Annotated in this window: 13 protein-coding genes; 6 read left to right on the top strand and 7 right to left on the bottom strand. The window is 71.0% G+C overall.

The genetic code is table 11. The features are described 5' to 3' along the window. Window positions 1-184: 184 nt before the first annotated feature. From EV190_RS17905 to EV190_RS17920, 4 genes are all read right to left on the bottom strand, one after another. Complete coding sequence (locus EV190_RS17905; protein WP_133742742.1) at window positions 185-709, bottom strand: DUF6315 family protein; 525 nt, start codon at window positions 707-709, stop codon at window positions 185-187. Between the two features lie 188 nt (window positions 710-897). Continuing rightward, entirely contained in the window at window positions 898-2,010 is a 1,113-nt protein-coding gene (locus EV190_RS17910) for an AI-2E family transporter (protein WP_208113228.1), read from the bottom strand. A gap of 136 nt (window positions 2,011-2,146) precedes the next feature. Further along, window positions 2,147-2,497 (bottom strand): hypothetical protein, encoded by a 351-nt coding sequence (locus EV190_RS17915; RefSeq protein ID WP_133742744.1) that lies wholly within the window; start codon window positions 2,495-2,497, stop codon window positions 2,147-2,149. 135 nt (window positions 2,498-2,632) lie between these two features. After that, window positions 2,633-3,403 (bottom strand): glutamate racemase, encoded by a 771-nt coding sequence (locus tag EV190_RS17920; RefSeq protein WP_133742745.1) that lies wholly within the window; start codon window positions 3,401-3,403, stop codon window positions 2,633-2,635. A gap of 150 nt (window positions 3,404-3,553) precedes the next feature. On the opposite strand from EV190_RS17920, the gene EV190_RS17925 reads away from it, so the two are divergent. From EV190_RS17925 to EV190_RS17945, 5 genes are all read left to right on the top strand, one after another. Beyond that, the gene (locus tag EV190_RS17925; RefSeq protein ID WP_133742746.1) at window positions 3,554-4,987 is read left to right on the top strand and encodes an FAD-binding oxidoreductase; all 1,434 of its coding nucleotides are present in this window, start codon (window positions 3,554-3,556) and stop codon (window positions 4,985-4,987) included. Window positions 4,988-5,000: 13 nt separating this feature from the next. After that, window positions 5,001-6,272, top strand: a complete 1,272-nt coding sequence (locus tag EV190_RS17930) for an SAM-dependent methyltransferase (protein WP_133742747.1) — start codon at window positions 5,001-5,003, stop codon at window positions 6,270-6,272. 83 nt (window positions 6,273-6,355) lie between these two features. After that, window positions 6,356-6,808: a hypothetical protein gene (locus EV190_RS17935; protein ID WP_133742748.1), complete on the top strand. Its 453-nt coding sequence runs from the start codon at window positions 6,356-6,358 to the stop codon at window positions 6,806-6,808. Window positions 6,809-6,902: 94 nt separating this feature from the next. Then, the gene (locus tag EV190_RS17940) at window positions 6,903-8,159 is read left to right on the top strand and encodes a cytochrome P450 (RefSeq protein WP_133742749.1); all 1,257 of its coding nucleotides are present in this window, start codon (window positions 6,903-6,905) and stop codon (window positions 8,157-8,159) included. Between the two features lie 528 nt (window positions 8,160-8,687). Continuing rightward, window positions 8,688-8,915: a hypothetical protein gene (locus EV190_RS17945; RefSeq protein WP_133742750.1), complete on the top strand. Its 228-nt coding sequence runs from the start codon at window positions 8,688-8,690 to the stop codon at window positions 8,913-8,915. 13 nt (window positions 8,916-8,928) lie between these two features. Here EV190_RS17945 and EV190_RS17950 read toward each other — a convergent pair whose 3' ends face one another. From EV190_RS17950 to EV190_RS17960, 3 genes are all read right to left on the bottom strand, one after another. After that, window positions 8,929-9,414: a TspO/MBR family protein gene (locus EV190_RS17950; RefSeq protein ID WP_133742751.1), complete on the bottom strand. Its 486-nt coding sequence runs from the start codon at window positions 9,412-9,414 to the stop codon at window positions 8,929-8,931. A 133-nt stretch (window positions 9,415-9,547) separates the two neighbouring features. Next, window positions 9,548-11,095: a long-chain-fatty-acid--CoA ligase gene (locus tag EV190_RS17955; RefSeq protein WP_133742752.1), complete on the bottom strand. Its 1,548-nt coding sequence runs from the start codon at window positions 11,093-11,095 to the stop codon at window positions 9,548-9,550. A 76-nt stretch (window positions 11,096-11,171) separates the two neighbouring features. Continuing rightward, window positions 11,172-11,594 (bottom strand): DUF6406 domain-containing protein, encoded by a 423-nt coding sequence (locus tag EV190_RS17960; RefSeq protein ID WP_133742753.1) that lies wholly within the window; start codon window positions 11,592-11,594, stop codon window positions 11,172-11,174. A 462-nt stretch (window positions 11,595-12,056) separates the two neighbouring features. Here EV190_RS17960 and leuS point away from each other — a divergent pair, with 462 nt between their 5' ends. After that, on the top strand, window positions 12,057-14,552 hold the full coding sequence (gene leuS / locus EV190_RS17965) for a leucine--tRNA ligase (RefSeq protein WP_133742754.1): 2,496 nt from the start codon (window positions 12,057-12,059) through the stop codon (window positions 14,550-14,552). The last annotated feature ends 65 nt before the right edge of the window (window positions 14,553-14,617 follow it).

Consider the following 14,617-nt stretch of genomic DNA (forward strand, 5'->3'; position numbering starts at 1 on the left):
GGCGCGGGGGGGGGGGGGGGGGGGGGGGGGGGGGGGGGGGCGCCCGCGGGGGGGGGGGGGGGGGGGGGGGGGGGCCCCCCCCCCCCCCCCCCGGGGGGGGGGGGGGGGGGGGGGGTTTGGGGGGGGGGGGGGGGGGGCCCCCCCCCGGGGGGCCCCCCCCCCCCACACCACCACCGGCGAGAGGTCAGCGCTTGGCCCTGAACCCGAACAGCCGGACCGCGTAGCCCGGGTTCTCGTTGTCGGCGGGCTGGATGTACCAGCGGTCGTCGTGGTCGCCGATGGACAACTCGTTCCACACCAGGTCGATGAGTTTGAGGCGGGCCACCACCGAGGCGTTGGGGTCCAGCACGATCGAGTAGGCCTGGTCGGACAGGCGCTGAGTGACCATGCCCACCGGCTGCCCGTTCCAGATCGCGGGGACCGGCGCGTGGCCGATCTCGACGCCGCACAGCCGCAGCTGCTCGACCTCCTCGTCCAGGGCCTCGGCGGCGAGCGCGTCGTCCAGGCGCAGGGCTTCCTCGAGCTCGTCGCGATCCTCGTCGGTCCGCATGTACGCGTGGTAGGTCCGGTGGCCGCAGGCGCGGCACAAGCGCCACACCACGCATCTGGCCAGGCCGTACGCGGACTGCGCCTCCCCGATTCCCCGGTAGGCGCTGACCTGGCGAATCGCTCCGCAGTCGCAGCACAGAGCGGTCAACTCCTGTTTCATCCTCACAATCCCCCTCCCACGTGTGAGTATGCGATGCGTACCCCCGCTTAGGGAACCGATTCGCCGAACCAGTTCCTACAAACTGTCCCCAGCAACGCCCAAAACTCTGCCCTCTTGTACCTTGTCTGTCCGTTTTGGTAGAAGCATGGCTTTGTGCTGAGCTAGGTTGCCGTCCGTCCGATTCGGGGTTATTTCCCATCGGTGTCGGAACCGGACTCCGGGACCGCGGCCGGGGCCGTGGGGACGTCCGGTTCCTCGTCCGTCTCGGGGTCGAGGTCGTCCAGGAGCGGGTGCTCCTCCACCTTGTAGCGCCTGATGTAAAGACTGAGGAAAGTCTGCAGGCTCGCCCCGACCGGAAGCGCGAGAAGGGCTCCCGGGGCGCCCAGGATCGCCGCCCCCGCCAGCACCGAGGCGAAGGCCACGGCGGGGTGCATGTCCAGGGTCTTGGCGGTGATGCGCGGCTGCAGCACGTAGTTCTCGAACTGCTGGTAGACGGTGATGAAGACCAGGATCCACAGCGCCGGCCACGGCCCCTCGATGAGCGCGACCAGCACGGGGAGCGCGCCGCCGATGTAGGTGCCCACGGTGGGGATGAACTGCGACAGCACCCCCACCCACAGGGCGAGGGCGAACGCGAACGGCACGTCCAGCACGGTCAGCGCCACGTAGTGCGCCGCGGCGCAGATCAGCGCCAGCAGCGCGCGCGAGTAGATGTAGCCGCCCGTCTTGTGGATGGCGATCTCCCAGGCCCGCAGCACCTCGCGCTGGGTGCGCGGCGGCAGCACCGAGCAGATCGCGCGCCGGAACCGGGGGCCGTCCGCGCACAGGTAGAAGGTGAACAGCGCGACCGTCAGGCCGTTGAACAGCAGTGCCAGCACGGTCGACCCGGCGCCCACCACGTTGCCCGCGACGCTGGAGGCGTACTGCTCGACGAACCCGCTCACCCCCGAGAGCTCGCTCAGCAGGGTGGTGGGGGAGAAGGACGTGTTGAACGTGCCGTTGACCCAGCGCAGGGCGGCACGCGTCATCGCGGGGAGCTCCTCCACGAACGAGACGACCTGGCCGACCAGCATCGACCCCAGCACCGTCAGGAACAGCACCAGCACCCCGAAGGCCGCCAGCATCACCGCCCCGGTGGCCGGCCCGCGCGGCCACCGGCGCCGGTTCAGCCAGTTCACCGCGGGCTCCAGCGCCAAGGCCAGGAACAGCGAGATCAGCAGCAGAAGGAGCAGCCCCTGGAGCTGGACGAACATCCACCAGGCGATGCCGAAGGCGGCCACGGTCCACACCGCCAACACCATGGCGCGGGGAAGCCACGGCGGTATCTGGCTCCTGGGGTCGGTGTGGCGGCGGGCCGCGTCCTTCCGGACCGGACGCTGCTGCCGCCGGGAGTCGGAGGTGCTCATCAGACGGCGCGACTTCCCGTTCGTTGCGAGGCTACCCCTCCAGGGACCGTCCGCGCTTGTTGCGGGCGGTCCACTCGCGCATGCGCTTGGGGTAGCCGACGATGTTCACGTCGTAGGCGGGTGCGGCGAGGCGGCGCGCGACCTTGCGCAGCACGTCCGGCGAGCCCACCCTGCGGCGGATCCACTCCCCGTCGTGGGCCACGGCCACCGCGGTGGTCCCGGTGGCGAAGGTTTCGGGTTCGACGTAGAACTCCACGCCGACCCGGTTCTTGGCGAACTCGATCAAGGCCTTGACGTCGGTGTCCTCGGCCGCGCGGTCATAGCGGACCCTGCCGCCTTTGCGCTGGGCCTTGCGCAGCCCGAACCGGTCCCGCCATCCCATTCCGCAATGCTCCCATCGATTCCGGCGGTTCCCCCGAAGCACCTGAGCCTCCCCGGTGCCGACGAGTCTATAGGCCCGACTACGAAAGCACTTCGGATTCCCCCTCCGCGCGTGAGCGCAGCGGGGCCGACGGGATCATCCCACGGGTTCCGCGGCCAGAAGCGCCCCCGCCGGGTAGCGCAGCGCGGCCTCGGGCATCTCCGCGGGCCGGCCGCTGGCGTACACCCTCAGGGCGCCGGTCCGGGGCGCGCCGGGACGCGCCTCGGCACCCAGCCGGCGCAGGGTCTGGGCGGCGACCGCGCCCGCGGCGGTGAACAGGGCGACGCCGTCGCCCAGCACCGCCGAGATCCACTCCTCCACCAGGTCGTAGTGGGTGCAGCCGAGCACGACGGCCGACGTGTCGGCGGGGGTGCGCTCGGCGGCGCGGGCCACGGCGTCGCGCACCGAGGAGGAGTCGGCGCGTTCGACCGCGTCGGCCAGCCCCGGGCAGGCCACCGGGGTCACCGCCGTGCCCCGTGCGAACCGTTCGACGAGGCCGCGCTGGTAGGGGCTGCCGGTGGTGGCCGGGGTCGCCCAGATCGCGAACGGCCCGCCGCGGTCCGCGGCCGGTTTGACCGCGGGGACCGTGCCGACCACCGGGATCCGCGGCTCCAACTCCGCGCGGAGCGGCTCCAGCGCGTGCACCGAGGCGGTGTTGCAGGCCACGACGACGGCGTCGGGCCCCTCCGCGAGCGCGGCCCGCGCCCCGGCCAGGACACGCCGGGTGATCTCGGCCGTGCTGCGCGGCCCCCACGGCATGTGGTCGGGGTCCATGGACAGGATCAGATCCGCGTCGGGACGGGCCTCCCGCAACGCCGCGGCGGTGGAGAGCAGCCCGATCCCGGAGTCGACTAAGACGATGCGCACGACAGCCGATGATATGCGGAATGCGGGAAACCGCCGATTATCTCCGTGCGGTTACCCGCGCGTAGGGCTAGTGTGGCCCAAGGCCGCGCCAGTACCGGTCCTCCCGGTTCGGCGAGGCCCGGAAACGACAGACTCCTTGTGCCAGAGCGGGTGAGCGCGATCCGTCAGCCTTCCACGTCCAGTCCCGCCGAGCACGCGAACGCGGTGCGAGAACTGCGCCAGGCGTACGCGCGTCTGCCCGAGAACGCCCCGGTGCGCCTGGCCAAACCGACGTCCAACCTCTTCCGCTTCCGGGAGCCCTCGTCCGCGCCCGGGCTGGACGTCGGCGCCTTCGGGTCGGTGATCAGCGTCGACCCCGACTCCCGGACCGCCGAGGTCGGCGGGATGACCACGTACGAGGACCTGGTCGCCGCGACCCTGCGGCACGGGCTCATGCCGCTGGTGGTGCCGCAGCTGCGCACCATCACGCTGGGCGGCGCCGTCACGGGCATGGGGATCGAGTCGAGCTCCTTCCGCAACGGGCTGCCGCACGAGTCGGTCGAGGAGATGGAGATCCTCACCGGAGCGGGCGACGTCGTGGTGGCCCGGCGCGACAACGAGCACGGCGACCTGTTTCGCGGCTTCCCCAACTCCTACGGGACCCTCGGCTACAGCCTGCGCCTGCGCATCGGGCTGGAGCCGGTCAAGCCGTACGTGCACCTGCGCCACCTGCGCTTCTCCAGCGGGGAGGCGGCGATGGCGGCGCTCGGGGAGATCTGCGCGGACCGCGTGCACGGCGGCGAGGCCGTGGACTTCGTGGACGGCGTCGCCTTCGCCCGCGACGAGCTCTACCTGACACTGGCGAGCTTCACCGACCGCGCGCCGTGGACCAGCGACTACACCGGTTCGGACATCTACTACACGTCGATCCGGCGCTACGCGGCCCCCGGCCCCGGCGACTACCTGACCGTGCACGACTACCTGTGGCGCTGGGACACCGACTGGTTCTGGTGCTCGCGCGCGTTCGGCGTGCAGAACCCCGTCGTGCGCCGGTTCTGGCCGCGCTCGCTCAAACGCTCGGACGTGTACCGCAGACTCGTCGCGCTGGACCGGCGCACCGACTTCAGCCGGCTGCTCGCCTACTACCGGGGGGCTCCGCCCCCCGAGCCGCTCATCCAGGACATCGAGGTGGAGGTCGGGCGGGGCGCGGAGTTCCTCGACTTCTTCCACGACGAGGTCGGCATGACCCCGGTGTGGATGTGCCCGCTGCGGCTGCGCGAGGGGGCGGGGACCGGGGGAGCCGACAGGGCGGACGGCCACACCTGGCCGCTCTACCCCCTCGAACCGGACCGGTTGTACGTGAACTTCGGGTTCTGGGGGATGGTCCCCGTGCGCCCGGGCGGAGGAAGGAACTACCACAACCGGCTGATCGAGGACGAGGTGTCCCGCCTGGGCGGGCACAAGTCGCTCTACTCCGACGCCTTCTACGACGAGGACGACTTCTGGCGCCTCTACAACGGCGACGCCTACCGGAAGCTCAAGGCCGTCTACGACCCTGGGGAGCGACTGCTCGACCTGTACGCCAAGTGCGTCGGGAACGGATGAGAAGGGAAGCGCAATGCGGTTGGCGGAGATGTTCGAAAGGGTGGTCGGAGCGGGCGCGCCTATTCGGTTCCGCGCCTACGACGGCAGTACCGCGGGGGACCCGGACAGCGAGTTCGGCCTCGTCGTCCGAGGTCCCGCGGCGCTGAACTACCTGGCCCAGTCCCCCGGCCCGCTCGGCCTGACGAGGGCGTACGTCGCGGGACACCTCGACGTCGAGGGCGACATGTACGCCGTGCTCAGGGCCATGGCCGACACCGCGCTCAGCGACGGGACCACCGTCTCGCCCGGTGAGCTGGTCCGGATCGCCAAGGGCATCGGCTGGGTCAAGTTCGTCAACCGGCTCCCGCCGCCGCCGCAGGAGGTGCGCGGATCCCGGATGTCGTACCTGGGCACGCGCCACTCCAAGAACCGCGACGCCGAGGCCATCCACCACCACTACGACGTCTCCAACGCCTTCTACGAGCTGGTGCTGGGCGACTCGATGACCTACACCTGCGCGGTCTACCCGACCCCCGAGGCCACCCTGGAGCAGGCCCAGTTCCACAAGTACGAGCTGGTCTCGCGCAAGCTCGGGCTCGCCGAGGGCATGCGCCTGCTCGACGTGGGCTGCGGCTGGGGCGGCATGGTCATGCACGCCGCCCGGGAGCACGGCGTCAAGGCCCTGGGCGTGACCCTGTCCAAGGAGCAGGCCGAATGGGCGCAGAAGCGGATCGCCCAGGAGGGGCTGGGAGACCTCGCCGAGGTGCGCCACATGGACTACCGGGACGTGGCCGACGGCGAGTACGACCGGATCAGCTCCCTCGGCCTGACCGAGCACATCGGCGCGAAGAACGTCCCCGGCTACTTCGCGTCGCTGCACGCCAAGCTCAAACCGGGCGGCCGGCTGCTCAACCACGCCATCACCCGGCCCCGCAACGATCTGCCGCCGTTCAAGCGCAACGGGGTCATCAACCGGTACGTCTTCCCCGACGGGGAGCTGGAGGGGCCGGGCTGGCTGCAGACCAGGATGAACGACGCCGGTTTCGAGATCCGACACCAGGAGAACCTGCGCGAGCACTACGCGCTGACGCTGCGGCACTGGTCCGCCAACCTGGACCGGAACTGGGACGCCGCGGTGCGGGAGGTCGGTGAGGGCACCGCGCGGGTGTGGCGGCTGTACATCGCGGGCTGCGTCCTGGGGTTCGAGCAGAACGTGGTCCAACTGCACCAGATCCTCGGCGTCAAGCTCGACGGAACCGACGCGCGCATGCCGCTGCGCCCGGACTTCGAGCCGTCCCCGCGTTAGGAAGCGCTCCCGTCCCCCTTCGGGGGCGGTCCGCCGCGGGCGGTGGGACTTTTCCACCGTCCGCGGTTGGGCATGATGGGGGCATGCCAGCGACAGACGACGCCCAGCACATCAAGCGCGTTGCCATCGAACTCATCGAGGCGTACGTGAACACCGACCGCGAACGGGTCCGGGAGCTGTCCGGAGGGCTCGGCGGCGCGGTGGGCGAGGAGGTCATCTCCGAACTGAAGGTGTTCGCGGCCTTCCTCACCCGCCGGGTGCAGGAGACGGGGGTGGCGTGGAAGCCCTCGGACTCGCGCGAGGCGGTGGCCCGCGCGGTCGCGAACCTGGTGGAGCCGGAGGTGGAGTTCGCGGTCATCTCCGCCTGGGAGGCCTACTCCGTGGGAGAGCACGAGGCGGCCGAGACCGTGGCGCAGGGGGACCCCCTCGTCTTCGTGCACATGCTGGCCGCGTTCTCCGCGGCCATCGGGAAAGCGGTCTACGACCCCCTCGAACTGCTCGCCACCCTGCGTATCGCCGCCGGTCTCGCCGAGTGACCGGAGGTCCGCACCCCACTCGCCCTTGACACGAAATGACTTCGTGTCAAGAGTGGGTGGGGTGCAGGGCCGTACCGATCCGGAGGGACCCCCCATGGTGCAGGCGCCCCAGCCCGTCGACGTTTCCGACATCGATCTCTCGGACCTGAGGTTCTGGGGGCGGCCGCCCGGTGAGAGGTACGAGGCGTTCGCCCGGCTGCGCCGCCGCGGCCCCGTCTTCTTCGCCGAGGCCGGGTGGGGACCGATCCCGCCGGGCCCCGGGTACTGGGCGCTGACGCGCCACGCGGACGTGGTCGAGGCCAGCCGCACGCCGGCGGTCTTCGCCTCCGAGCCCAGCGCGATCTCCGTCCCGGACCTGCCCCGGGACTTCAACGAGTTCTTCGGCTCGATGATCAGCATGGACGACCCCCGGCACGCCCGCATGCGCCGCATCGTCAGCCGCGGCTTCACCCCGCGCATGCTCGGCAAGCTGGACGACGACATCAACCGCACGGCGGCGCGCATCGTGGACGGGCTCCTGGACGCGGGGCCCTGCGACTTCGTCTCGACGGTGTCGGCGCGGCTGCCGCTGACGATCATCTGCGAGATGATGGGCATCCCGCGCGACCAGCACCGGACGGTCTTCGAGAGCTCCAACGTCGTCCTCGCCGGAGCCGACCCGGACTACCTGGGAGAGGACGCCGACACCGCCCTGCACCAGCTGCTCACCGCGGGCGGGAACCTGGCGGCGCTGCTCGCCGAACTGGCCGAGGACCGCCGCTCCGCGCCCCGCGACGACCTCACCTCCGCGCTCGTCAACGCCGACGTCGACGGCGAGGCGCTCACCGGCCAGGAGATCGGCTCCTTCTTCATCCTGCTGGCCGTGGCCGGCAACGAGACCACGCGCAACGCCATCACCCACGCGCTGGACCTGCTGACCCGCCACCCCGACCAGCGGGAACTGTGGTGGTCCGACTTCGAGGCGCACGCGGGGACCGCCGTGGAGGAGGTCGTCCGCCACGCCTCCCCGGTGGTCTGGATGCGCCGGACCCTCACCGAGGACCACGAGATGAACGGGCACCGGTATCGCGCGGGGGACAAGGTCCTGCTCTACTACGCCTCGGCCAACCGGGACGAGACCGTCTTCGCCGACCCCGACCGCTTCGATGTCACCCGGTCGCCCAATCCGCACGTGGGCTTCGGCGGGCCGGGCCCGCACTTCTGCCTGGGCGCCCACCTGGCCCGCCGCGAGATCACCGCGATACTGCGCGAACTCCACCGCCGGGTGCCGACCATCCACGCCACGGCGCCGCCGCGGCGGCTGCTGTCGAACTTCGTCAACGGCGTCAAGGAGCTGCCCTGCGCGTTCTAGGGAAGCCCCGGCGCGGGGGTGAATTCGGGCACCGGTGGTTTCGTTGGCGATCTTGGGCTTTCTGCCCGTTTCGGGGTCTGGAAGGGCGGAAAGCCCAAGATCATTCCGGATGGGGGCGGGACCGGCCCTCGAATGTCCGGTGATCTTGCTGTTTTCCCCCGAAAAACCTTGGTTTCAGGGGGAAACAGCAAGATCACCAACGGAAACCACGCGAAACGGACACCTTCCCGCAGCCCGGGGCCCCGCCCGCCGTCGCCGCCTTGCCACCGCGCCGCACACGAGGCTCCCCGACGATCCGGCCGACGGGTTCCCGACGCCGAACCACCCCCGCGCCGGAGGTTCCCGAGTGCCCCGCGTCCGATGTCCGTTCTTCTCCCTGACCGTGACCTTTCCGGGGTCTCGGAGGCGGTTGAGACCCCGGAAAGGTCACGATCGACGACAGAGGGACGGTGCCGGAGCGCTTGACCGTGGGGGAGGAGGCGGGGATCGTGTCTTGCGTGCCCATCCTGCGGCGCGGAGGGAGCAGCCGTGCGGACGCAGTTCGACGACCACGCCATCGAACCGGACGATCCCTGGCCCCGGAGCCCGACGAATGTGCCGATCCGATGCAACGTGTGCCTGGACGTGCGCTTCTTCGAGGACCGGCACGCCGTGCACCCGGACGACCACAGCCCGGGGCCGCACTGCAAGACCTGCGGCAAGCGGATCGAGTTCCGCTGCACGGTGTGCGGCGAGCAGTGGCGCCCGTCCTCCTGACGGGGCGGCCGCGTCAGTTCAGTCGCCAGATCGCCAGGTTCAGCGAGCCCGCGTAGGTCACCCAGGCCAGATACGGCAGCAGCAGGGCCGCCGCGACCGCGCTGTGCCGGCGGAACAGCGCGACCAGGGCCCCGATCACGGCCCACAGCAGGCAGAGCTCGGCGAACGCCAGGCCGTACCGTCCGGCGGAGAAGAACAGCGGGGGCCACAGGGCGTTCAGCACCAGTTGGACGGCGTACAGCGCGAGGGGGGCCGCGGCGCCCCTCCATCCGGAGGAGCGCCACACCAGCCAGCCCGCCACGGCGATGAGCACGTACAGGACCGTCCAGGCGGGGGCGAAGAGCCATCCGGGCGGCGCCCACGCGGGGAGGGCCAGCCGGTCGTAGACCGAACCGGCGCGGGCCGAGGCCAGGCCGCCGATCAGTGCGGTGGCGAGCACGGCCGCGGCGAACACCGCCCCCGCCACGAGCCCGCTGTGCGGAGCCGACCGTGGAACCATGCCGCCCCCTCGGAAATCCGGTGCAGGTGGAGGCGGCACTGCCCGGGGAGCCGGGACGCAAACGCGGCCGGGCCCCTCCCGGCACCCCACCGGTGCCGGGACCGACGGGGGAGCGGCCGGCCGGGGCGGCCCGTCAGCGCAGTTCGCGCTTGAGGATCTTGCCGGTGGCGGTCATCGGAAGCTCGGTGCGGAAGTCCACGACGCGCGGGTACTTGTAGGCGGCCAGGCGCTCCTTGGCCCACGCCACGATCTCGGCCTCGGTGGCGGTGGCGCCCTCGGCCGGGATGACGTACGCCTTGATCTCCTCGCCGTGCGTCTCGTGCGGGACGCCCACGACGGCGGCCAGGCTCACCTCGGGGTGCGTCATCAGCACCTCCTCGATCTCGCGCGGGTAGACGTTGTAGCCGCCGCGGATGATCATGTCCTTGGAGCGGTCGACGATGAAGTAGAAGCCCTCCTCGTCGCGGCGGGCGATGTCGCCGGTGCGGAACCAGCCGTCGCGCATCACCAGTTCGGTGGCGTCGGGCCGCCCGTGGTATCCCTTCATCACGCAGTGGCCGCGCACCGCGATCTCGCCGGGCCCCTCGCCCTCGACGGGGTTGAAGTCCCCGTCGACGAGCCGCATCTCCACGCCCCAGAGCGGAAGGCCGATCGAACCGGGCTTGGCCTTGCGCCTGGGGTTGTTGAAGGACACCACCGGGGAGGTCTCGGACAGGCCGTACCCCTCCATGACGCCGATGCCGAACCTGTCCCTGACCTGCCTGGCGAGCTCGGCGGGCAGTGCCGAGCCGCCGGAGACCGCGGTGTTCAGGTTCCCGGCGATCCTCGCCAGGTCGTGCTCGCCCTTGGCGCCCAGCAACCCCCAGTACATGGTGGGCACACCGGCGAAGATCGTCACGCCCTCCTTCTCCATGAGCGCGAGGGCCTCGTCGCCCTCGAAGCGGGCCTGGAGCACCATCGTGGCGTGCCGGTACAGGGCGCAGTTCATCATCGTGGTCTGCCCGAAGATGTGGAACAGCGGCAGCACCGTCAGGAACACGTCGCGGCCGTCGGGGGCGCGGCCGAACAGCGCGTCCGAGCAGACCGCGTTGAACAGCAGGTTGTTGTGCGAGAGCTGCGCGCCCTTGGGCTGACCGGTGGTCCCGCTGGTGTAGATGATCACCGCGGTGTCGTCGGCCTCGGTGCGCACCGTCTCGAACTCGCCCGGCTGGCCGTCCAGCGCAGCCCAGAAGGTCTCGGCTCCCTCGATCGCGGACTCGGTGGCCCCGGCGGAGGCGGGCAGGTCGATGTAGGTCCGGCAGTCGGGGACCTCGTTGAAGGCCTTCCAGGCGCGTTCGCCCAGCGGCAGATCGGGGGTGCCGCTGAAGGCGAACAGCGCCTTGGCGCCGGAGTCGCGCAGGTGGTACTCGATCTCGCGCGGGGTCAGCAGGACGTTCAACGGGACCACGACCGCGCCGGCCTTGAGCGCCCCGAAGTAGACGAACGGGAAGTAGGGGAGGTTGGGGCAGGCGATCGCGACCTTGTCCCCGGGCTCAACCCCCCGCGACACGAGCAGGTTCGCGACCTGGTTGGCGATCATGTCCACCAGGGCGTAGTTCAGGCGCAGGTCACCGAAGACGACGGCCTCGCGTTCGGGCTGGTTCCGCGCGCCGTCCTCCAGCAGTACCGACAGGTTGAGCATCCCGCCTCCTCGACGTGTTGTCCATCACTGTTCTACCGCACAGTAACTTCAGGGGGGAGGGGGCGCTCCGCCAGGGTCACTCCTCCCGGGTCAGGGTCACCGAACCGGGCATCGAGTCGCTGAACCCCATTTCGGAGACGCGCCACGACGCCTCGTCCAGCTCCACGACGTCCCCGTGCGCCAGCGTGATCTCCTCGCCCTGGCCCTCCTCGGGGGTCACCGACAGGACCACGTTCGACGTGTCGCCGTCGTCGTGGCCGGTGATCTCCAGCGAGACGGTGCCGCCGCTCCCGGTCAGCAGGGCGTAGGGGGTCCCCTCGACCAGCTGGATGCGGTCGTCGTACTCGCCCAGGACCGGAGCGGGGCTCTGCTCCGCGGCGGTGTCCGCGGGGGCCTCGGCCTCGGACGAGCACGCGGCCAGCGCCGTACTCGCGGACAGGGCCAGCGCGAGCAGGGCGGCTGCGCGGACCGAGCCGCGGGAGCGGTCGAAGAAGGTCATATCGGTCGGTCTCCAAGGTAGGGAGCAGGGGCGGTCCAGCGCTGTGTATTGTCGCACCGGCGCGGCCCCCGATGACGTGTCGGACACCGCGGGGTGCACCCATCGGCGCGCCTCCGCCCAGCCCCCGCGCGTCCCGTGCGGCGGCCCCGCCCACGGGTACATCCTGGAGCGCCACTCCCGAAAAACCAAAGAGAAACGCGTCACCGGCCACCCCCGCCCCACCGGCGCCGGACAAACCCGGCGCGCGACCGTTCCGTCGACCCGGACCCGGACTCCGGCGGCCCTACCGGGGACTTCGTACCCGTGGTACAAGGGGAGGCGCCGGTGCCGTCAGCGTTTCGGCGGCGGCGCGCTAACCTTGAGGTTCAGACACCCGGCCGGCGGCACGTCCCTCGTGCGACACCGCCGGACCCGCAAGTCCGGTCTGCCCCAGGATGAACCCGGTAGAGGAACCTTCCAACGATGACAGCGGTTAGCGGCGAGCAAGCGGTGAGCGACTCCTACGACGCCCGCGCTCTCCAGGACAAGTGGCAGGCCCGGTGGGCCGAGGAGAACCCCTTCACCGCGAGTGAGGACCCGAGCGACCCGCGCCCACGCAGTTTCATCGTGGACATGTTCCCCTATCCGTCGGGCGACCTCCACATGGGCCACGCGGAGGCGTTCGCCATCGGGGATGTCATCGCGCGCTACCGCTTCGGGCGGGGAGAGAACGTCCTGCACCCGATCGGCTGGGACTCCTTCGGCCTGCCCGCCGAGAACGCGGCCATCAAGCGCGACTCCCACCCGGCGGAGTGGACCTACGCCAACATCGAGACCCAGGCCGAGTCGTTCAAGCGCTACGGCATCGCCCTGGACTGGTCCCGGCGGCTGCACACCAGCGACCCCGAGTACTACCGCTGGAACCAGTGGCTGTTCACCCGGTTCTTCGAGCGCGGCCTGGCCTACCGCAAGGACGGCCGGGTCAACTGGTGTCCCAACGACCAGACCGTGCTGGCCAACGAGCAGGTCGTGCAGGGCAAGTGCGAACGCTGCGGTGCCGAGGTCGAACGCCGCGCCCTGAACCAGTGGTACTTCAAGATCACCGACTACGCGGACCGGCTGCTGGACGACATGCGGGAGCTGGAGGGCAAGTGGCCCGAGCGCGTGCTCCTGATGCAGCGCAACTGGATCGGCCGCTCCCAGGGCGCGGACGTGCACTTCGCGGTCGAGGGCCGCGACGAGCCGGTCACCGTCTTCACCACCCGCCCCGACACCCTGTACGGGGCGACCTTCTTCGTGGTCGCCGCCGACGCGCCGCTGGCCGAGGAGCTGTGCGCGCCCGAGCAGCGCGAGGCCTTCGAGGCGTACCGCGTCCAGGTGGGCAGGCTCACCGACATCGAGCGCCAGTCCACCGAGCGTGAGAAGACCGGCGTCTTCCTGGGCCGGTACGCGGTCAACCCGGTCAACGGCGAGCGCATCCCGGTGTGGGCCGCCGACTACGTGCTGGCCGACTACGGGCACGGCGCGATCATGGCGGTCCCCGCGCACGACCAGCGCGACCTGGACTTCGCCCGGACCTTCGACCTGCCGGTGCGGGTCGTGGTGGAGACCGGCGAGGCCGACCCCGCCGAGAGCGGCACCGCCACCGCGGGCGAGGGGACCCTGGTCAACTCCGGTCCGCTGGACGGCCTGACCAAGACCGACGCCATCCCCCGGATCGTCGACGTCCTGGCCGAGCGCGGCACCGGCGAGGGCACCGTCAACTACCGGCTGCGCGACTGGCTGCTGTCCCGCCAGCGCTTCTGGGGCACCCCGATCCCGATCATCCACTGCCCCGGCTGCGGCGAGGTCCCCGTCCCCGACGAGGACCTGCCCGTGCGGCTGCCCGACAACCTGCGTGGCGCGGACCTGGCGCCCAAGGGCGTCTCCCCGCTGGCCGCGGCCGCCGACTGGGTGAACGTGGACTGCCCCCGGTGCGCGGGCCCCGCCAAGCGGGACACCGACACCATGGACACCTTCGTCGACTCGTCGTGGTACTACCTGCGCTACTGCTCGCCGGACCTGGACACCGCCCCCTTCGACGCCGGGCAGGTCGGAAAGTGGGGACCGGTCGACCAGTACGTCGGCGGAGTCGAACACGCGATCCTGCACCTGCTGTACAGCCGGTTCTTCACCAAGGTGCTGTACGACATGGGCATGGTCTCCTTCACCGAGCCCTTCACCCGGCTGCTCAACCAGGGCCAGGTCATCAACCAGGGCAAGGCGATGTCCAAGTCCCTGGGCAACGGGGTGGACCTGGGCAAGGAGATCGACCTGTACGGCGTGGACGCCGTCCGCCTCACCGTGGTCTTCGCCGGACCGCCGGAGGAGGACATCGACTGGGCCGACGTCTCCCCGGCCGCGTCGCTGAAGTTCCTCAACCGTGCCTACCGGGTGATGTCCCAGGCCGCCGCGGCCTCCGAGCCGGGAACGGACCCGGCCTCGGGCGACCTCGAACTGCGCCGGGCCACCCACCGGACCCTGGCCAAGGTGACCGAGGCCGTGGAGGCCCAGCGGTTCAACGTCGCCATCGCGCGGATCATGGAGCTGGTCACCGCCACCCGCAAGGCGATCGAGACGGGCCCCGGCGCCGCCGACCCGGCGGTGCGCGAGGCGGCCGAGGCCGTCGCCGTCACGCTGTCGCTGTTCGCGCCTTACGTCGCCGAGGAGGGCTGGGAGCTGCTGGGCCACACCGGTTCGGTCGCCGTGGGCAACTGGCGCGTCCCCGATCCCGCCCTGCTGGTCCAGGAGACCGTGACCTGCGTGGTCCAGGTGGCCAGCAAGGTCCGGGACAAGCTGGAGGTGTCCCCCGACATCTCCGCCGAGGAGCTGGAGAGCCTGGCGCTGGCCTCGGAGAAGGTGCGGAACTCCATCGGGGAGCGGCAGGTCCGCAAGGTCGTCGTGCGCCAGCCCAAGCTGGTCAACATCGTGGTGGGCTGACCTTCGGGCGGCCCCTTCCCGGGTGGCGGGCCGTTCGGCCCGCCACCCGGTTGTCACAGGCGCGG

The organism is Actinorugispora endophytica, assembly GCF_004363075.1.
GTDB lineage: Bacteria > Actinomycetota > Actinomycetes > Streptosporangiales > Streptosporangiaceae > Actinorugispora > Actinorugispora endophytica.